The organism is Microvirga sp. GN3 (assembly GCF_055792825.1).
Map to the genome: position 1 here is coordinate 1 of NZ_JBVVAK010000067.1, position 19,894 is coordinate 19,894.

13 protein-coding genes are annotated in these 19,894 nt (G+C 62.7%); 6 read left to right on the forward strand and 7 right to left on the reverse strand.

The annotated features are described in order from the left end of the window. Positions 1–127 precede the first annotated feature (127 nt). The 5 genes from ACS5Q1_RS26790 to bcsN form a co-directional block, all read right to left on the reverse strand. Entirely contained in the window at positions 128–2,260 is a 2,133-nt protein-coding gene (locus ACS5Q1_RS26790; protein WP_473101034.1) for a tetratricopeptide repeat protein, read from the reverse strand. After that, complete coding sequence (locus ACS5Q1_RS26795) at positions 2,251–3,348, reverse strand: family 8 glycosyl hydrolase (protein WP_473101035.1); 1,098 nt, start codon at positions 3,346–3,348, stop codon at positions 2,251–2,253. Before ACS5Q1_RS26795 ends, ACS5Q1_RS26790 begins: the two co-directional genes overlap by 10 nt. After that, positions 3,345–5,849 carry a cellulose biosynthesis cyclic di-GMP-binding regulatory protein BcsB gene (locus ACS5Q1_RS26800; RefSeq protein ID WP_473101036.1) on the reverse strand — a complete coding sequence of 835 codons (2,505 nt, stop codon included), beginning with the start codon at positions 5,847–5,849 and terminating at the stop codon, positions 3,345–3,347. Before ACS5Q1_RS26800 ends, ACS5Q1_RS26795 begins: the two co-directional genes overlap by 4 nt. Before the next feature lie 9 nt (positions 5,850–5,858). Next, on the reverse strand, positions 5,859–8,054 hold the full coding sequence (bcsA, locus tag ACS5Q1_RS26805) for a UDP-forming cellulose synthase catalytic subunit (protein ID WP_473101037.1): 2,196 nt from the start codon (positions 8,052–8,054) through the stop codon (positions 5,859–5,861). A gap of 164 nt (positions 8,055–8,218) precedes the next feature. After that, positions 8,219–9,172, reverse strand: coding sequence for a cellulose biosynthesis protein BcsN (gene bcsN, locus ACS5Q1_RS26810; RefSeq protein WP_473101038.1), 954 nt, complete (start codon positions 9,170–9,172; stop codon positions 8,219–8,221). A gap of 351 nt (positions 9,173–9,523) precedes the next feature. Between bcsN and ACS5Q1_RS26815 the strand changes: the two genes are divergently transcribed. Beyond that, on the forward strand, positions 9,524–10,711 hold the full coding sequence (locus ACS5Q1_RS26815) for a multidrug effflux MFS transporter (protein ID WP_473101039.1): 1,188 nt from the start codon (positions 9,524–9,526) through the stop codon (positions 10,709–10,711). Here the strand turns inward: ACS5Q1_RS26815 and ACS5Q1_RS26820 are convergent. Then, positions 10,702–11,598, reverse strand: coding sequence for a LysR family transcriptional regulator (locus ACS5Q1_RS26820; protein WP_473101040.1), 897 nt, complete (start codon positions 11,596–11,598; stop codon positions 10,702–10,704). The genes ACS5Q1_RS26815 and ACS5Q1_RS26820 overlap by 10 nt on opposite strands. A 141-nt stretch (positions 11,599–11,739) precedes the next feature. On the opposite strand from ACS5Q1_RS26820, the gene ACS5Q1_RS26825 reads away from it, so the two are divergent. From ACS5Q1_RS26825 to ACS5Q1_RS26835, 3 genes are read left to right on the forward strand one after another with little or no spacing between them, the layout of a single operon-like run. After that, positions 11,740–12,936 (forward strand): acyl-CoA dehydrogenase, encoded by a 1,197-nt coding sequence (locus ACS5Q1_RS26825; RefSeq protein WP_473101041.1) that lies wholly within the window; start codon positions 11,740–11,742, stop codon positions 12,934–12,936. A gap of 17 nt (positions 12,937–12,953) precedes the next feature. Next, on the forward strand, positions 12,954–13,760 hold the full coding sequence (dapB, locus tag ACS5Q1_RS26830) for a 4-hydroxy-tetrahydrodipicolinate reductase (protein ID WP_473101042.1): 807 nt from the start codon (positions 12,954–12,956) through the stop codon (positions 13,758–13,760). Between the two features lie 5 nt (positions 13,761–13,765). Next, positions 13,766–14,938 carry a CaiB/BaiF CoA transferase family protein gene (locus ACS5Q1_RS26835; protein ID WP_473101043.1) on the forward strand — a complete coding sequence of 391 codons (1,173 nt, stop codon included), beginning with the start codon at positions 13,766–13,768 and terminating at the stop codon, positions 14,936–14,938. 13 nt (positions 14,939–14,951) lie between these two features. Here ACS5Q1_RS26835 and ACS5Q1_RS26840 read toward each other — a convergent pair whose 3' ends face one another. Continuing rightward, positions 14,952–15,524 (reverse strand): TetR/AcrR family transcriptional regulator, encoded by a 573-nt coding sequence (locus tag ACS5Q1_RS26840; RefSeq protein ID WP_473101044.1) that lies wholly within the window; start codon positions 15,522–15,524, stop codon positions 14,952–14,954. 143 nt (positions 15,525–15,667) lie between these two features. Here ACS5Q1_RS26840 and ACS5Q1_RS26845 point away from each other — a divergent pair, with 143 nt between their 5' ends. Together ACS5Q1_RS26845 and ACS5Q1_RS26850 are read left to right on the forward strand one after the other, a co-directional pair. Further along, complete coding sequence (locus ACS5Q1_RS26845; RefSeq protein ID WP_473101045.1) at positions 15,668–16,801, forward strand: efflux RND transporter periplasmic adaptor subunit; 1,134 nt, start codon at positions 15,668–15,670, stop codon at positions 16,799–16,801. A gap of 9 nt (positions 16,802–16,810) precedes the next feature. Further along, positions 16,811–19,894, forward strand: a complete 3,084-nt coding sequence (locus tag ACS5Q1_RS26850) for an efflux RND transporter permease subunit (protein WP_473101046.1) — start codon at positions 16,811–16,813, stop codon at positions 19,892–19,894.

The following is a 19,894-nucleotide window of genomic DNA, read 5'->3' on the forward strand; positions in this document are numbered from 1 at the left end:
TTCGCCCGCCGGCTCAAGACCCTGCGCGGCCTCACCCCCTACGAGTACATCTGCAAGATCTTTACAAGCGAGCCGCAACGCTTCAGGCTCGACCCGCTCCACCAAATGCCGGGACTAAACATCCCCCCTAGTACCGCATCTGGCCGGTGACTTCGCGAATGGCGTTCAATCCGGCTGCGGCTTCCTCGGAATATCCTGTCCGTTGAACGGCGCGGAAAACCTTCTCCGCATCGTCATAGCGACCGAGCTTGAGATAGGACCAGCCGCGGATGAGCAGCAGATCGTTCTGTTCCGGCACCAGCCGGGCCCGCTCGCTCAAGGCGAGGAGTGTTTCCACATAGCGCCCGTCGCGGTAGGCCGCCAGCGCCCGCTGAGTCAGGATCGAGGCCCCGAGCTCCACCCGGCGCTCGCGGGTCTGCGGCGCTTCGGCGGCAGCGATGGCTGCCTCGGAGGTCAGATTCTTGCGCAGATAGGCGAGGGACTTGCCGTAGGCCGCCTCCTCGCGGGTGCGGCTGCTGCCGGTGGCGATGGCCTGATCGAAGGCCGCCACGGCTTCCATGGGACGGTTGATCTCCATGAGGCACCAGCCGCGGGTGAGAGCGCCATCGCCTGATAGGCCGGCCGGGTTGCGCGTCATGGCGCAACGACGCCCGAGGGTGGACCGGGCTTGGGTCTGCCTGCGTCGGACGTTGTCCTCGGTCCGGACGAAGGTCTGCTCGGTTTCGACGCGTTCCACAATGGCCTGACGGGGAGCCGAGCGGGGTTGGACAGGCAATGGAGCGCTCTCGATGGGTTGCGCCGAGGGAGCCTGCGCAACAGCCGGCGGTGCGACAACCGATTGCCGTCTGGAGGCTCGATAGACCCCGTCCGCCAGGTCGGCGACGCGCTGCGAGCGGCTGCGCCATTGGGCAACGACGGCGCTGAAGCCGGCCCGGTCGTTCAGGCGCTGCGCCGACAGGGCGAGACCGTAAGCGGACGGCTCGTCATCGGCCTTCCAGCTCAGCGCCGTGCGGAACCAGTCGCGCGCCGTGCGGATCTGCTCCGTGTTGTAGGAGTACCAGCCGAGCGCCTGGGCCGCATCGGAGAAGCGTTGTGCGGTGACGACCGGGACGATCCGCGAAACCACCTGCGGCTCGAGGCGCGGCGGCGGGTCCTGGCTCAGGAGCGCGGTTGCCACGTCGAGATAGATCTTCATGTTCTCGGGCGCGCGCTCGCGCCATTCATAGGCGAAGGCCTCCGCATCCGAGAGCCGTTCGAGCGCCCGCAGCGACATGGCATAGCCTTCCGCCGCCTTCATGCCGGCGTTGCGGTCGAGGGCCGTCTTGAACAATTCGAGCGCCCGCGCGGGATTGCCGTGATGGAAATTGTACCATCCGAGGATCAACACGGGGCCAGTGTCGCTCGTGTTCTGGATCATTCGTTCGACGACGGCGAGATCCTCGGCGGTTGCGGTCAGCTTGCTGTCGAGGGAGGCCCGTTCGACCCGGCGGCGGGCCAGCTCGTCGCGGATGGCGCTGAAATCGTCCGGCGTCTCGCCGGTCTTGCGCTCGAACTGGAGCAGGGCTGTCACCTGCTGCTCGGGAAGCAGGGTCAGGGCTTTCTGCAAGGTCGCGAGGCGCTCGCCCGGGTTGGCGCAGTTCTGCAGGAGATAGGTGTAGACATCCCGTGTCCGGTTCGGCTGGTCCGTCCGGGCAAAGGCCTCGGCCACCCGCCACATCACGTCCACATTCATGCAGGTCAGAAGGCCCGGCGTTTCCGTCGCCACCTGCAGAACCGTTCGCCACTGGCCTGTATCCGACGCATTGGTCAGGCGACGGCGCGCCTCGACCATATCGAGAGCCGTGATCAGTTCCTCCGGCGGCTTCCAGTTCGGGTCGGACGTCTGACGCTCGGCAATGGCGGCGCGGACCTCGGCGATTCGATCCTCGCGATAGAGATTCCATAGGCGCTCGATAAGCGGGTCGGGCGCCGCAGCGCCGGCACCGCCGGAGAGCTGCGACAGATCGCTGGGCGGTGTCCAGTTGGGATAGAGCGCGCGCAACCGCGCAATTTCCGCGTTCACCCGGCGCGTATCGCCCTGGGACGCGAAATAGCGCAGGGCGGATTCATCGACCTGAGGCTGGGATCCGTTTGCAGGCGGTGACGGTGCAGGAGGCGATGCGGCAGGCGGCTGATTGCTGGCAGGGCCTGTTTGCTGCGCGATCGCCGCGAAGCCCAGGATTGCAACCGCAATCGTTATGGCACTGCCGACTAGACGCATTGCGGATATTTTTCACCGAGCAGGGATTTCGCCAAAAGATACAGGGTCGACGGATAGTAGAGGCTCGGCTCGAAGGTCTTCAGCGATTCGGGAACAGGCGTCCCGTCAAGCGCGCAGGCTAGAGCCGCGGGCAGAATGGCGTAGCCCTGGTCGGTCAATCGCTCCCGGATCTGTCCGGTCACTACGTTGACCACGGCAATCCCTTCGTTCTCCGCAGACCAGCGTTGCTTGAGAGCCCTCAGCCACTCCATGTCAGTCATCCCTGCTCGCAACAGGTAAAGCGGTATCCTTAACGAGTTGTAACCGAACTCTGGCGGAAAGCCATCCGCCGGTTGAGGCTGGAGCTCGTTGTGAAGCGAGATCCAGTCGGCAGGAAGCCTGATCCGGCCCGAAGTCGCCTGTAGCAGCAGCATCACGCCGTCCCGCCAGACGTGGTTCCATTCGTATTCGGGTGCCAAAACCGCCAGCACCGGAAACGCTTCGAAAACCCAGTAGGAGAGATTGATGACCGGCCCGTCGGGACGGTCACTGGCGCCGAAGCCCTGTGCGCCGGGCAGGAGAATCATGGATCGTCCGCTGCGGCCGAACGTGCTCTTGCCGATGGCCTTGGCGAGCTTCTGCGCGGCTGTCGTGTAGCGGGGTTCCTGCCAGGCCGTTCCGGCCTTGGCCAGGGCATAGGCGATGAGAAGATCGCCATCGGTCGCATTGTTGCGATCGGTGACCTTCGGCTTGCCGTTGGGATCCCACTTCCATACGGCAAGGCCGTCGTCCCGGATGAGGAGCTCGGTGAAGGTGAAGTTCCAGATCCGCTCGAAGGAGCGCCTGTCGGCGGCGGTCAGGGCAAGGAGCAGTCCATATCCCTGTCCCTCACTGTGGCTGATATTGCCGTTGGCCGTGTCGACCACCCGCCCGTTGTCTTCCACGAATCGCGAGCGATAGGCCTCCCAGTCTGCCGAGGAGATCGTGCCGACGAGGTTCAAGGGCTGGACGGAAAGGCTCTGAGAGGATGCCATCGAGGCCGTGAGAAGGAAGAAGGCGGCAGAGAGCCACGACATGAGCTGAATGGGCCGGCGCGTCCGGACCGTCATGAGCGGCGTCCCAGGCGGTTCAGGAGCAGGGAGGTTGCAATGCCCAGGAACGTGCAGCAGGCCAGCATGAGAAGCGCATAGGGAAGAATGTTGGCGGACATCCAGTTCGCCGCCACGAGGCGCAGATTCGCCAGGGACGGGGGCTGCGTCTGCACGAAACGATAATCCTTGATGGGCTCGACCTGGAGCTTCATCTCCCGCGGCTCGAGAGCAATCGCTCGGCCCGCGACCTGGGACCAGATCGTCGGGGTGGCCAGCCGGGCCATTTCATCCGCCAGGGCCTTGTCGGTTCGGGCCGTCACAAGGGTCCAGACTCCGGATGCTTCGGTGCGGTTTTGCGCGACGAGCAGGGTCGAGCGCTGCGGCGGTTCGTAGGGCGCATCGGCGCGCTCCTCCAGCGACAGTGAACTGAGGGAAAGGCTGAAGGTCTTCTCCAGCCAGTCCTGTACCGTGCCGATTGTCTGCTGAAGAACGCCGCGCCTCTGGAATGTCTCCGACCAGCGCTTGCGGACCTCGTCCGTCGAGGCACTGGACGTGCGATCCGGCGAGGCCTGGGCGACGGGAAGGCTGAAATCCGTGCTGGCCATCTGCTGCCCGGGCCTGTCGCCCGCCGTCGGCGTCGAAGGCCAGATCATGCGGAGATGCTCCGAGACCTTCACCCGGTTGAGCAGGCCTGCGGGAATCTGATCGACGGCGCCGATGAAGAGTACGGATTCGTCGTCCGCCGAGGCGGCGTTGGAGAATTGCGCGCGCACTGGCGTGCCGGCGCTGCGCGCCATGCGGGCGAGCAGGGTGCCAGCTGCGGAATAGTTCAGCGGATCGGGTCGGGCCAGAACCACGGTGGTCGGAAGATCCTCATCCGGGAAGCGGCCCGCGCTCAGAACGGCAAGATCCGGCAGACGTCCGATGCGCCCATAGGTCGGGAATTCGAGCGTAGTGGTGTCGAACAGGACGAAACGGTTCGTCTCGGAAAGGGTTTCGCCCGGCGCGCAGCGCTCATCGGCATCCGTCAGCAGGATGGCCTCGACGGTAACATGGTTGAGACCGGATTTGAAGTGCTTGAGCGGCACTCTGATGTTGTGCCGCCGGACGATGTCCCCCTGCGAGGTGATTGTCATCTGCGTGCTGATCATGCCGTTGACAAAGACGTTGACATGGCTGCCCGGTCGCACCGCCGACGTGTAGGCCGCATCGAGATGCAGGATGGTCTCGCCGTATTCCGTGGCGTAGAAATCCGGGGGCAGGTTGATGGAAAAGCCGGTCTTCAGCCGCCGTCCGGAAAATTCCTGCGTCGGTACGCCGAGATCGGCAAAGCGGAAGTTCTGGGCGCCGAAGGCGGTTGGAACCTCGGGCCATTGCCATGAGGCGGTGTCGATCATGCCTCGTTCGACCTGCGTGGCATTGATGCCCCGCGTTCCGACGATTCCGATGGCAGTGTCGAGGTCCTGCCAGGTCGGACCGGATACGACGAGGGTTGAGCCCAGGGAGCCCGGCTCCTGCATCATCATGGTCAGCGGTTGGATCGCAGCGGCATCAGGCACACCCGCAACCAGACCGCGCAACTCGCTTGCCAAGCCCATGGCCACCTTGAGCGTGCCGACGGGGGACGGGCCTGGATCGGATTCCACGACCTGGATCACCGGATGGGCGTAGCGTCCGCGCAGAGCGACAAGCTGCACGAGACGCAGCAGCCGATCGCGAATTTCCGGGCGGTATATCTTGGGCGCCACTACTCTGATCGTCGTCACACCCGCATTGTCGACGCCAATGGCGGGCAGATCGTCCAGGCTGCGCAATGTCTTGGTGGCGCCCTCGGCGAAGACGAGCTTCGTGGAGGCCGAGTCGACATCCGTCCAAAGCTCGTAGGTGGCTTCGATGGTGCAGTCCGTCCGGTGGCGCTGGAAGGCCTCCATGCGGATGATGTTCTGCCCCGCCCGCAGGAGACCGGGACGGATCGATGCTGTCACGCGCTTGATGTCGTTCGGCGAGGAGATCGGCGTGTCGACGACGGATTCGCCATTGATCGCAATCCTCAGGCGCGAGCCCTCGGGCATGACGACGACGGCATTCTTATAGCCGAGTGCGATGCTGGCACCGCTCGATGCTTCGTCCTGGGTGAGGTGGAAGGTCCACGACCTTGCATCCGTCTCGCCCTCAAGGCGGATTATCTCGAAGGGAAGAACGGGGCGCTCGATGCGCGCTGTACCACGAGCCGCCGAGGCTCCCTTTGCAGGCGGCGCAGCGCTTCTGGCAGGGGGCGCAGACAGAGCTGGAGATGCGGGCTGTGCTGCGGGAGGCGTCGAAGGAGCTGCACCCGGCTGGCGCATCTCGAAAGGCGCGGCAGAGGGGACCTGTTGCGCCGGTTCCTGCTGTGGTGCCGGCCGGGCTACGGGAGGCGTGCTCGGTGTGCCGGGCGACATGCTGAAGGGGGCCTGCGCGACAGCGTTCTGCGCACCCAGCGCCTGAATGGCCAGCAGAGAGAAGATCAGAACCCGACGCACGATATACCTCTACTTGACGGCCGGAGCGACGGACGGTGCCGGAGGGCTGGAACTGCCGATCCTTTGCAGGCCGAAGAAATAGGAGAGGCCTCGTCCCGTCTGATAGAACGCGACCATGAAGAACCAGAGAGTCCCGCGGAGAACGCCGATGTCATGATGTCGGTTCTTCTGGAATTCGCTCCATTGGTCCGCATTGGCGAAGACGAGGTCGGCAATCATCTTCCGATGTTCGGGCTTCTCGATCAGGAAGCGGCAGCCGAGCAGAAGGCCCTTGTCATCCATGCCGACCTTGCGGATCTCCATCGGCAGATGCTGGACGGGGAGGCTGGAGAAGGGCTGGAACTCAAGCGTGCCCGAGGTTCCCTTCTTCAGCTTCGGCTCGGCGGATGGTGGAACGTGAACCCTTGCGCCGCCCACCGAGACGTCCTTTAGGACCGCATCGATGATCTCGTCGCCCATGATGAAGTGGCAGGGCCGGTCGACGCGGACACGATGGCTCTGGCGCCGCGTGGCCCGTTCCGACACCACGCCCAGGGCGCAGCCCGCGATGATGAGGTTGAGCACGTTCCAGGCGCCGGTCACGAGGGTGAGGTCGGCCTTGTAGGGCTCCGCCCAGACCCGGACGCCGGTGGCGACGACGCCCAGGATCAGGATGCCGAAGATGATGAAATACGGTGTTCCCAGCTCCGAGACCCGGCTTTCCTCCATCGACTCGTTCTTCGCCGTGACCTTGAAGGTGGGCTTGCTCGGATTGGCGATCACCGACAGCACGGCAGGAAGCAGATAGATGGTCTGGATGTACTCGTAGAGATCCGAAATCCACGGCCAGCGGTAGCGGCCATAGAGATAGTTCTGCATCATGAAGTTCACCATCATGTAGGTGAACGTATAGGCGAAGAACTCGCCTCCCGATGCGGTGAAGATCTCAAGCGAGAAGAAGAGATAGCAGAGAGGGGAAACGAGGAAACAGAACCGCGAGAACGGGAACAGCCAGAACATGCTGCTCGACATGTAGCACAGGCGCTGCGAGATCTTCAGCCCACGCTTGAAGGGTGGAAACTTGTAGCGCAGGATCTGCATCATCCCTTGCGCCCAGCGTGAGCGCTGACCAATGAAGCTGGCAAAGCTGTCCGGCTGCAGGCCGGCGATCAGCGGCTTGTCCACATAGACACTCGTCCAGCCGCGGGAGTGGAGCTCGAGGGCGGTCTCGCAATCCTCGGTGATGCTGACGCCGCTGAAGCCGTTGGTTTCCTGGAGAGCTTCGCGCCGAAGCACGGCGGCCGAGCCGCAGAAGAAGGCCGCATCCCACTTGTCGAGGCCGCGCTGGATGACGCCGTAGAACATCTCGTTCTCCGACGGCATGGTCTGGAACGTGCCGAGATTGCGCTCCAGCGGATCGGGATTGATGAAGAAGTGCGGCGTCTGAACCAGAAACAGGTTCTTGTCCGTGGTGAAATAGCCGACCGTCTCGGTAAGAAAGCTGCGCGCGGGAGCGTGATCGGCATCGAAGACGGCGACCAGGTCGCCGGTCGAGTGCTCAAGACCGTTATTGAGGTTGCCGGCCTTGGCATGCAGGTTGCGCGCCCGGGTCAGGTATTTCACCTCCATGGCGGCACAGAGAGCCTGCAATTCCGCGCGGCGTTCGCGGGCCTGATGCGCGGCGTTGGCATTGCTCGAATTGCACTTCTCGTCGGTGCCGCCATCGTCCAGAAGCCAGACCGTGATCTTTTCCGCCGGATAGGTCATGGCCTTCGCGGCCGCCAAGGTCGTCGCCAGGAGATCCGCGCTTTCGTTGTAACTCGGGACGAAAACGTCGACCGTCGGAAGGTTCTGCGGGTCGATCTGAGGCGCTTTGCGCGACTTCAGGGGGCTCGACACCACGAACAGGCTGAGGAACAGCATCATGACGCTGTACATCTCGGCCAGATAGAGCAGGAAGCCCGGGATGAAGCTCGCGACCTCAGTGATCGGCGGAATCGTGCTGGTGGTGCGCCAGAAGACGTAACGCAGGACAATGGCGGTGCCGAGCGCGAGCGCGATCAGGCGCCAGATGCCCTGGGCGCGGAAGAACTTGATAATGATCATGCAGGCCACGACGGTGAGGCCTGCGACCAGATGCGCCTGAAGACTGATTGGAAGAGCAACGATCGAGATGATCAATACCGCCGCCACAGCCCAAAAGGCTACGATAAGACCTGCCCGCATCGTTTGGATTCTCGGCTCGAAGGTTTTGCGTGGGAGATCGCACGCTTAATTCAAGACTAAAGTTGGGTCCATTAATATATCGATAGTGTAACTTAGGCCTAATGTCACAGCAGTAAACAGATCGTTATTTCGTATTATAACGATATAACGTAAGAATTTCGCGATTACTGGCCCGGAGGTGGCGGTACGACTGGGTAGCCGGTCGGCGGTGCTGTTTCCACCGGAGCGACAGCAGGCGGTGCAATCGTATCCTTGTCGATGATGCGCCTCGGTGTTTCAACGGGAATGGTGCGCCGGGTTTCTTCGGACAGGTTCCGTCGGCGGATGACCGTAGCGCTTCCTCCGCTGTCGCCGAGGCCCAGTGGATACATGGGGGCATCTCTCTCCCCAAGCTGTTTCGGCGGCGAGGGCGGGTCTCCGTAGGGATTCCAGGATTCCTGGCGATAATAGGCCGCGATCGTGTAGCCGTAGAAGACACGCAGCAGTTGATCTACGCTGGCATCGGCATCGCACAGGCGCAGGCGGACCGAGATGGTTCCCCCCGGCACGAAGATCGCCGGCTCGCCGGGCTCGATCTGCTGCCAGGCATAGAGGCACAGATCGCCCGTGGACGAGCGTCCCGTGGCGAATCCGAAGGGGCCGAACTTGTTCTGCACGTAGACCAGTGAGGTCTCCATCTCGACGCCCGGCATTCGCTCTTCCATTTCGCTCTGGAGCCGGTCTGGGGTCATGGAGGGCAGTGACAGGGTGTTCGGAATCTCCATGTTGCCTGCCGTGTTGTTGAGCAGACTCACGTAAAAGGCGTTCTGGCCCGTAGTCAGGGAGGCCGTCGAAAGGGCGATCTCCTGCGAGAGGCCATCCTGGTATTGCTGCTGGAGGACCGCGACCACGGAAGGGCCGCCGGGCGGTGGAACGACGATCGCCCGCGTCGTCGGGACCTCGGACATGAGGCTGGCATAGCCAAGATCCGAGCGGCCGGCGCAGGCGGACGCGGCCATCAGAACCGCGGTGGCGACAAGAAGATTCGGGAGTTTGCGAAGACCGGCTGGATGTCGGAGCTGAGACTCAGTGCGCGCTCGAGGCTCTGGAATGCCGAAGCTCATCTGATTCTGGGGCATCGAACAGGTCATGAAATACTGTGAAAACTCTGGTGGTCAGCCCGGGCAGGCTGCATGAGAGACGAGACATTCTTGCGCGGATTGACCCATTCGACGGGATTCTTAATCAGCTATGACCATTCATGGTTAACGAAGAGTAAGTGTTGTTCCTAGTGCGGATTATAATCCGGCAAGGGGCGAAGACCAGCCTTGACCCATACGCCAAAGGGCATACAAGCAGTGGCACCCATCGGCGCGCCCGGCTCGACGGGCCCAAGGCCTTTCCACTGACATGCCCTGACCTGTGACGCACCGCGTTCAGGCCGTTTTCTCAATCCCGGCTCATTGGCCGGGGCTACGAAAGCCGTCCCCATGAAGTCCGCTTTCCTGCGTAACGCGCTCGTCCTCGGCATGCTGTCCGCCGTGGGACCCTTCGCCATCGATATGTACCTGCCATCCTTTCCGGCGATTGCCCGCGAGTTCCAGGTCGATGTCAGCGCCGTACAGATGAGCCTGATGAGTTTCTTCCTGGCGGTGGCGGTCTGCCAGGTCGCCTACGGGCCGCTCTCGGATCGTTTCGGCCGCAAGCCGCCGCTCTATTTCGGGCTCGGCCTTTTCGTTCTGGCAGGTATCGGCTGCAGCTTCGCGCCCAATGTGGAAACCCTCATCGCTTTCCGCTTCCTGCAGGGCGTCGGTTCCTGCGCGGCCATGGTCATTCCCCGCGCCATCATCCGCGACCTGCACACCGGGCACGAGGCGGCCCGGCTTATGGCGACGACGATGCTGGTGTTCAGCGTTTCGCCCATTCTGGCGCCGCTCGCAGGTAGCACGTTAACCGCATTTTTCACCTGGCGAGCGATCTTCTGGGCCATCGCCGCAATCGGTCTTGCGGGCCTCGCCGTGGTCCTCTTCCTCTTGCCGGAAACCCACAAGCCGAATGCGGACAGAAAAGGCATTGCGCATGCCTTTGCCACCTATAGAGGCCTTTTGAAGGATCGGCGCTTCCTGGGGCTCACATTCATCGGTGGTTTCAGCCAAGCGAGCTTCTTTGCTTATCTTGCCGGCTCATCCGTCATCTTCATCGAGCATTTCGGTCTGACGCCCACGGCCTATAGCGTGGTCTTCGCATCGAACGCCATCGCCTTTATCGGCAGCGCACAGTTCAACAGCTTCTTCATGCGTCGCTTCGGTGCCGAGCGGGTGGTGAGAACCGCGATCTCCTGCTTTGCCGCTTTGGTGGTCCTGCTCTTCGTGCTGACGATCCTCGGCGTCGATAACGCCTATGTGCTTTGGGGTCTGCTCTTCGTATCGTTCGGCTGTCTCGGCTATGTCATTCCCTCGACGGTCGTGCTCGCACTCGAGGAACATGGTCCTGTGGCCGGAACCGCTTCGGCACTCATGGGCACTTTGCAGCTCAGCACGGGTGCCCTGATCATCGTGCTGGTCAGCGCCTTCTACAACGGCACGCCGCTTTCGATGGTGAGTGCCATCTTGGTCTGCGGGCTCGTGGCATTCTCTTTAAGCTTCCGCATCATGAAGCCGAAGCGGATCTATCCCTGACGGATCTCGTCTAGAATCCAGTCGCGGAAGGAGCGCAACAGCGGTGCTTCCGCCTTGTGCTCGGGATAGACGAGATAATAGGCGCCGCCGCTGACGAGGCTCTTGGGAAATAGAATCTCCAGACGCCCCGAGGTCAGTTCGTCGGCGATCAGGAAGTGCGGAATGAGTGCGGCACCAAGGCCCGCTGCCGCTGCCTGGGCCACCATGGCGAACTGCTCGAAGCGCGGACCGCGCAAGGGATTACCGGCCTCGACCCCGACACTGGCGAACCATTCCGCCCAGGCTGTCGGGCGGGTGCTCTGCTGGAGCAGGGTAGCGCGCCTGAGATCTTGCGGCGAGCGCAGGTTCTCCCGTTCCCGATAGGTCGGGCTGCAGACCGGTACGACCTCTTCCGTTCGCAGCAATTCGCAGACCGCGCCCGGCCAATGCGGCTCGCCGAAATGGATGGCCGCGTCGAACGGGTCCGTGGCGAAATCGAAGGGCACGAGGCGCACACCGAAATTCACCGTCGCGCCCGGATGCCGCGCGAAGAAATCGGGAATGCGCGGAATGAGCCAGCGGGTGCCGAAGGTCGGCAGGGTTGCGAGGTTCAAAACGCCACTGGTGCCGGACAGCGCGATCGCCTGATGGGTAGCATCAGAGAGTTCGGACAGAGTGCCGCGGACCTGGGAGGCATACATGCGCCCCACATCGGTGAGTACTACCCTTTGCCGCGAACGGCTGAACAGGGAGACCCCAAGGGATTCCTCCAGCTGCTGGATCTGGCGCGAGACGGCGCTCTGGGTGAGGTTCAGTTCCTCGGCGGCTCTAGACACGCTGCCATGACGGGCTGTGGCCTCGAAGGCGAGGAGATTGCCCACGTTGGGCAGGAAGCCGCGACGAAACACACGTTCATTCCAATTGAGAATAACCTGCTGCGAAGATGTCGATTTACATTTCCCCTGTCCAGCGCGATTTTGCCGCTCAATTTCAATGGCTTTGGTTGGCCTGAGCGGCTGACCGCACACTCTCTCGGAAGGACGATCGTCATGGCAGGTGCTCAGGACTACGCGAAGTTCAAGTGGGATGATCCGCTTCTCCTCGACGAGCTTCTCACCGACGACGAGCGCATGATCCGCGACACGGCCCGCGCCTACGCCCAGGACAAGCTCCTGCCGCGCGTGATCGAGGCTTATCGCGAAGAGAAGACCGACCGCGCCATCTTCAACGAGATGGGCGAGCTCGGCCTGCTCGGCGTGACTCTGCCGGAGGAATACGGCTGCGCCGGCGCCTCCTACGTCGCCTACGGCCTTGTGGCGCGCGAGGTGGAGCGGGTCGATTCCGGCTACCGCTCCATGATGAGCGTGCAATCCTCCCTCGTCATGTACCCGATTTATGCCTATGGCTCCGAGGAGCAGCGCCGGAAGTACCTGCCCAAGCTTGCCTCCGGCGAGTTCGTGGGCTGCTTCGGCCTGACCGAGCCGGATGCCGGCTCCGATCCGGCCGGCATGAAAACCCGCGCCGTGAAGATTGACGGCGGCTATCGCCTCACCGGCTCCAAGATGTGGATCTCGAACTCTCCCATCGCGGATGTTTTCGTGGTCTGGGCCAAGTCCGAAGCCCACGACAACCAAATCCGCGGCTTTGTGCTGGACAAGGGGATGAAGGGCCTCTCGGCACCGAAGATCGGCGGTAAGCTCAGCTTACGCGCCTCGATCACCGGCGAGATCGTCATGGATGGCGTCGAGGTGGGCGAGGATGCGCTGCTGCCCAACGTGTCTGGCCTGAAAGGCCCCTTCGGCTGCCTCAACCGGGCCCGCTATGGCATCTCCTGGGGCTCGATGGGTGCCGCAGAGGATTGCTGGCACCGGGCACGCCAGTACACGCTCGACCGCAAGCAGTTCGACCGGCCGCTCGCCGCGACCCAGCTCGTGCAGAAGAAGCTCGCCGACATGATGACCGAGATCACGCTCGGCCTTCACGCCTCGCTTCGCGTCGGCCGCCTCTTCGACGAGGGCCGCGTGGCGCCGGAGATGATCTCCCTGGTCAAGCGCAATAATTGCGGCAAGGCGCTCGATATCGCTCGTCAGGCCCGCGACATGCACGGCGGAAATGGTATCCAAGAGGAATATCACGTCATGCGTCATGCGCAGAACCTGGAAACCGTGAACACCTATGAGGGCACGCATGACGTGCACGCTCTCATCCTAGGCCGCGCGCAGACGGGCCTGCAGGCGTTCTTCTGAGGGAAGGCTGGTAGCTCATGTCAATTCGGATCACCCTGGCGGGCGCGACCGGTTGGGTCGGCAAGGCCCTCGTGGCGGCGATCGCCGCCTCCGACGATCTCGTCCTCGCAGGCGCGGTCAGCCGCAGCGCTGCGGGTCAGGATGCGGGCGAGGCGGTCGGTCTTCCGCGCCTCGGTGTTCCGATCAGTGCCACCCTCGAGGAAGCGCTCACGGCGCCTTCCGACGTGGTGATCGACTATACCAAGCCAGGCGCGGTCAAAGCCCATACGCTGACGGCCTTGGCGCAGAGTCGGCATGTAGTCATCGGCACGTCGGGTCTGAGTGCCGAGGATTATGCCGAGATTGATCATGTTGCGCAGAAGGCCGGTCGCGGTGTTCTGGCCGCCGGCAACTTCTCGATCACGGCGACCCTGTTGCGCCGGTTCGCGTTGGAAGCAGCCCGTTATGTTCCGGACGTGGAAGTCATCGATTACGCATCGGCCAAGAAGCCGGACACGCCCTCCGGGACGGCTCGCGAACTGGCGGAACTTCTGAGCGAGGTGCGGCATGCTGCGACCTCCAAGCCCGTGAACGAACTCACGGGCGTCCGTGAGACTCGAGGCGGTGCGCTTGGTGCGAAGGAGCCGATTCAGGTTCATTCGCTGCGCATGCCGTCCTTCGTCCTGTCCTGCGAGGCCGTGTTCGGTGCCGACAACGAAAGGCTTGTGATCCGTCACGATGCCGGCTCGTCGGCCGCTCCCTATGTGGCGGGAACGCTGCTGGCCGCCCGCCGTGTCGGCTCGTTTACCGGCCTGCGGCGCGGTCTCGACAGCGTGATGGATTGATTTTCATGAAACCGCTCGAAGGCCTCAAAGTCCTCGAACTCGCACGCATTCTCGCCGGTCCCTGGGTCGGCCAGTTGCTGGCCGATCTCGGCGCCGATGTGGTGAAGGTGGAGCGGCCGGGCGCCGGCGACGACACTCGCGGCTGGGGCCCGCCCTTCATCGAGGGTGCGGAGGATGACCATCTCTCGGCGGCTTACTTTCATTCCTGCAACCGCGGCAAGCGCTCCATCGCGGTCGATTTCGAATCGCCCGAGGGGCGGGAACTTGTGCGCAAGCTTGCCTCCCACGCGCATGTGGTGATCGAGAACTTCAAAGTCGGCGGCCTGAAGAAATACGGGCTCGATTACGAGAGCCTCAAAAGCGTCAATCCGCGTCTCGTCTATTGCTCGATCACGGGCTTCGGGCAGAACGGCCCCTATGCCGCCCGTGCCGGCTACGATTTCATGATCCAGGGTCTTGGGGGCATCATGGATTTGACGGGCGATCTGCAAGGCGAGCCGCAGAAGATCGGCGTGGCCTATGTGGACATCTTCACCGGCGTCTATTCCGTCGTCGGCATCCTTGCCGCCCTTCGTAAGCGCGACGTCACAGGGAAGGGGGCCCATCTCGACATGGCACTCCTCGATGTGCAGACGAGCGTGCTGGCCAATCAGGCGATGAACTATCTGGCGTCTGGCAAGTCGCCCCGGCGCATGGGCAATGCCCATCCTAACATCGTGCCCTATCAGGTTTTTCCCGTTGCGGATGGCCATGTGATCGTGGCGGTGGGCAATGACGGGCAGTTCTCCCGCTTCGTCTCCGTGCTGGGCAAGCCCGAGCTCGCCAACGATGAACGCTTCAGGACCAATGCGGGCCGCGTCGGTCATCGTGCCGAGCTCGTGCCCCTGCTGACCGAACTGACCCTGAGATTCACCCGCGAGGATCTTCTCTCGGCCCTGGAAGGACAGGGCGTTCCCGCCGGTCCCATCAATACAGTGGCCGACGTCTTTGCCGATCCGCAGGTCATCGCCCGGGGCATGAAGATCGATCTGCCCTCGTCAGCAGCCAAAGGCGGTGCCATCCCGTCCGTCCGCTCGCCCATCGTCATGGATGGGGAGGCGATGGCGGCCAGCCGTCCTTCGCCGCGTCTCGGCGAGCATACGGATGAGGTTCTGAGCGATCCGTCCTGGATCGCCTGAGGCCGCGAGGGGGCTACTCGGCAATGCCCTTGCTGACGAGGCGCTCGATTGCCCTCACGATCCGCTCACGATCCTCGTCCGAGAATGGGCTGAGTTTGTGCATCTCGAGGCTGCTCAGCCCTTCCGTGGCAAGCCATCCCAGAAGGGCGGCATCCAAATCATCCGAGGTTGCCTTCAGCTGCTCCAGAGTGGTGTTGATCACCTGGCGGACAGGATCGAGAAGGCCAGGATTCTCGGCGGTGGCCACCATCATCCCAGTGGCCATGTCCTGCATTTTCCCGCCACAACAGAAATTGAGGAGGGTCTTGGTCACGACCCGAGCCTCAAGGTTGGGGCCTGGACCGGCCTTGTCCCGTAAGGCTTCCTTTTCGGAGGCAACTTGGTCGATCATGCGCTGGATCATGGCCTGAAGCAGCGCGTCCTTCGTCGGGAAATTATAGAGAAGTCCACCCTTGCTGAGCCCGGCCTTATCGGCCACGGCTTCTAGAGTCAGTCGTCCGGCGCCGATCTCGCCGACGAGTTCTGCCGCCGCATCAAGAATTTTTTCTCGGGAACTCTTGCGGCCTCTGGTACAGGGGAACAGCATTGACCTCTCTTGCAACTAAACCGTCCAGACGGTATATAAATTCTCTCTCATGGCCTTGGCGTCAAGGTAAAGTTACGCTATTGCCGCACCCACCATAGTCGTACAGCGCTCACGGAATGAGCGCTAACTCTCGGAAATAGCCTATGAAACGGCGCATCGTAGTCGCTCTTGTCTTCATTCTTGCAATCGGACTTTGCGCCGGATTGGTCTGGTTCAACTTTTTCCGCGACAAGATGATCACCCAGTTCTTCGCCAACATGCAGCCGCCGCCGCAGGTGATTTCGGCTGCCAAGGTTGAGGCGAAGACCTGGACGCCAAGCATCAGCGCTATCGGTACGGCCAAAGCCGCCAACGGCGTCGAGCTGGCCTTCGAGACGGCGGGCATCGTCAGCGAGATCAAGTTCAAGGCGAACCAGAACGTTCGCCAGGGTGAGGTTCTCGTCCAGCTCGACGATACCGTCGAGCGCTCGGACATTCAGGACGTTCAGGCGAATGTAAAGACGGCTGAGAGCAGCTTCGAGCGTGCCAAGGCGTTGTCCTCCCGTGGTTATGGCACAGAGGCCAACCTCGATCAGGCCAGCGCTCTGCTCGCCGCGGCGCGCTCCCGCCTCGCCCGTCTGCAAGCGACGATCGAGCAGAAGGCTCTGAAAGCGCCTTTCTCGGGCGTGATCGGTATTCCCCGGGTCGATGTCGGGCAGTACCTGCAGCCAGGAACCGTCATCGCGAGCTTCCAGGACCTCTCGTCCATGAAGGTCGATTTCACGGTTCCCGAGCAACGGGCGGCCGAGATCAAACTCGGCCAGGAGGTTAGGATCGGCACGACCGAGGGCAATCTTCCGTTCAAGGGCCGCGTCACTGGCAAGGACCCGCGCGTCGATCCCAAGACCCGACTCGTCGCAGTTCAAGCCCTCGTCGAGGACAACAAGGACAGCGCCATTCTCCCAGGCCAGTTCCTCCATGTGGAAGCGATCCTTCCGGAGCAGCCCAATGTCATGACGGTGCCGCAGACGGCGGTCATCGCCAGCCTCTACGGCGATTACGTCTATACGATCGACGAGGAGCAGCGGGACGGTAACACGGTCCAGATTGCCAAGCAGGTCTTCGTGAAGACCGGCCGTCGTCGCGGCGGGGCACTCGAGATCGTCTCCGGCATCAACCCGGGTCAGCAGGTGGTCGCCTCCGGACAGAACAAGCTGCAATCCGGCGCGACGGTCAAGATCGACAACAGCATTGATGTGACGAAGCTCGACGCGTCGAAGCTGGCGAGCGGGCAATAGGCATAAGCCATGAGTTTTACTGAACTTTTCATCCGCCGCCCCGTCCTGTCGATGGTGGTGAGCCTCCTGATCCTGCTGCTCGGTGCGCAGGGTCTGATGAACATGCAGGTGCGTCAGTATCCCGAGATCGAGGAAACCACGATCACGATCACGACGACCTACACGGGCGCCAGCGCCGACCTGATCCAGGGCTTCATCAGCACGCCCATCGCCAAGTCCGTCTCAAGCGCGGAAGGCGTGGACTACGTGACGACGCAGAGCCGCCTCGGCATCAGCACGGTGTCCGTGCGCATGCGTCTGAACACCGATCCGAACGCGGCGCTCACCGAAGTCACCGCGAAGGTGCAGCAGGTCCGCGCGCAGCTTCCCTCCGAGGCCGAAGATCCGGTGATCATGAAGGGCACGGGCCAGAGCTTCGCCCTCATGTACATCACCTTCGGCAGCACGGAGATGAATCCGGAGCAGGTCTCCGAATTCCTGACCCGCGTCGTGCAGCCGCGCTTCGCGACGCTCGAAGGCGTCGGCAATGCCGAAATCCTCGGCGGGCGCGACTTCTCCATGCGCGTGTGGCTCGACCCCGTGCGTCTTGCTGCTCGCGGCGTCACGGCGGGCGACGTTGTCCAGGCGATCAACGCCAACAACTTCCTTGCGGCGCCCGGCAAAACGCAGAGCGAATACGTGGCCTACAGGCTCGACATGCAGACCACGCTGCAGACGCCTGAAACGTTCAGCATGCTGCCGATCCGCTCGGAGGGCGATCAGGTGGTGCGCCTGCGCGACGTGGCGGATGTGGAGCTTGGCCCCGAGAGCACCGACACCATCGTCAGCTTCAACGGCAGCCAGGGCACCTTCATCGGCATCACGCCGACGCCGTCGGCCAACCCGCTGACAGTGGCGGCCGAAGTCACGAAGGCGATCGACTCGATCGGCCCGACCCTGCCAAAGGGCATGAACGTCGAGATCGTCTACGACGCGTCGAACTTCATCTCGGCCTCCATCGAGGAAGTGTTCAAGACCATCGGTGAAGCGGCGCTCATCGTCGTGGTGGTGATCCTGCTGTTCCTGGGATCGTTCCGCTCGGTGCTGATTCCCATCGTGACGATTCCGCTCTCGCTCATCGGCGTGTGCTTCTTCCTTTATGCGCTCGGCTATTCGATCAACCTTCTGACCCTGCTGGCGATGGTGCTCGCCATCGGTCTCGTGGTCGACGACGCCATCGTGGTGTTGGAGAACATTCATCGTCACATCGAGGAGGGCCTGAAGCCCGTCGATGCGGCCATCGTCGGCATGAAGGAGATCTTCGTCCCGATCGTGTCCATGACGATCACGCTGGCGGCCGTGTATGCGCCGATCGGCTTCACGCAAGGCTTGACGGGTTCGCTGTTCCGCGAATTCGCCTTCACGCTTGCAGGTGCGGTGATCATCTCGGGTATCGTCGCGGTGACGCTCTCGCCGATGATGTCCTCGAAGCTGCTCAAGGCACACGGCGCACAAGGGCGGTTCGCCGCCTTCGTGGACCGCACCTTCACGGGACTCGAGAACTGGTATGGAAGGCGCCTGAAAGGCTCGCTGGATTACCGTGGTGTGACGCTCGTGATCGTCGCGGTCCTGCTCGGCACCACGGCCTTCCTGTTCACCAAGACCTCCTCCGAGCTTGCGCCGGAAGAGGATCAGGGTGCCTATCTCGGCATCCTCAACGTGCCGAAATACGCGACTGCTGATTACACCCAGGCCTTCTCCAAGCAGTTCACGAATGCAGGCGAGAAGATCCCGGAGATCGACGACAGCTTCCTGATCGTCGGCATCGACGGCGGCGGCGGTGGCTTCTTCGGCTTCAAGCTGAAGGAGTGGAGCGAGCGTGAAAAGAAGGGTGAGCAGACCAAGCAGGAAATCCAAAATCTCCTGAACGAGAATGCCGGTGTACAGGCTTTCGCGTTTGCGCCTCCGTCTCTGCCCGGCGGCGGCGACGGCCTGCCGATCCAGTACGTGCTGCGTACCATCGGCGACTCGTCCCAGGCCTATGAAGTGGCCGAGCAGATCCGCCAGCGCGCGATGAAGTCCGGCAAGTTCATCGTGGTTCAGAACTCGATCTCTTACGAGACGCCCCGTGCCCGCATCACGGTGGATCGCGACCGGGCCGCCGCGCTCGGCGTGCCGGTCTCGGAGATCGGCACCACGCTCGGCGCTCTCGTCGGCGGTGCGCCGATCTCTAAGTTCGACCGTGACAGCCGGAGCTATGACGTGGTCAGCCAGGTCCGGCAGGAGGATCGTCTGAATCCAGAGCGTCTGGCCGAGTACTACGTGCGGGCATCCGATGGGTCCATGGTTCCGCTCTCCGCCCTTGTGAGCATCAAGACGGATGCGGCGCCTGCCGCCATCGAGCAGTTCAATCAGCTCAACTCGGCGACCGTCTCGGCGCTGCCGCTGCCCGGCGTGACCACTTCGGAGGGCTTGGCGACCCTGCGTTCCATTGCACAGGAGGTCATGCCGCAGGGCTTCTACGAGGATTATGCCGGTCAGTCGCGCCTGGAGATCCAGGAGGGAAGTTCGATCTTCCTCGCCTTCGGCCTTGCAGTCATCGTGATCTATCTGGTCCTGGCGGCGCAGTTCGAGAGCTTCCGCGATCCGTTCATCATCATGATGTCGGTGCCGCTCTCCATGTTCGGCGCCATGATCTTCCTGAATCTTGGGCTCGCGACGCTGAACATCTACACGCAGGTCGGCTTGATCACCCTCGTGGGACTGATCACCAAGCACGGCATCCTGATGGTGGAGTTCGCCAACGAGCAGAAGGAAAAGCATGGCGTCAGCAAGCGTGAAGCCATCGAGGAGGCGGCTCGCGTGCGCCTTCGTCCGATCCTTATGACCACGGCCGCCATGGTGCTCGGCGTCGCGCCGCTGCTCTATGCCAGCGGTGCAGGTGCGGCAGCGCGCTTCTCCATGGGCCTCGTGATCGCGGCGGGCATGTCGATCGGCACGATCTTCACCCTCTTCGTGGTTCCGATGTTCTACACCTTCATCTCGAAGGAGACGGTACGGGCCGGCCGGATGGAAGAAAAACATCCCCATCGCCAGGCCCTGGCGGCGGAATAA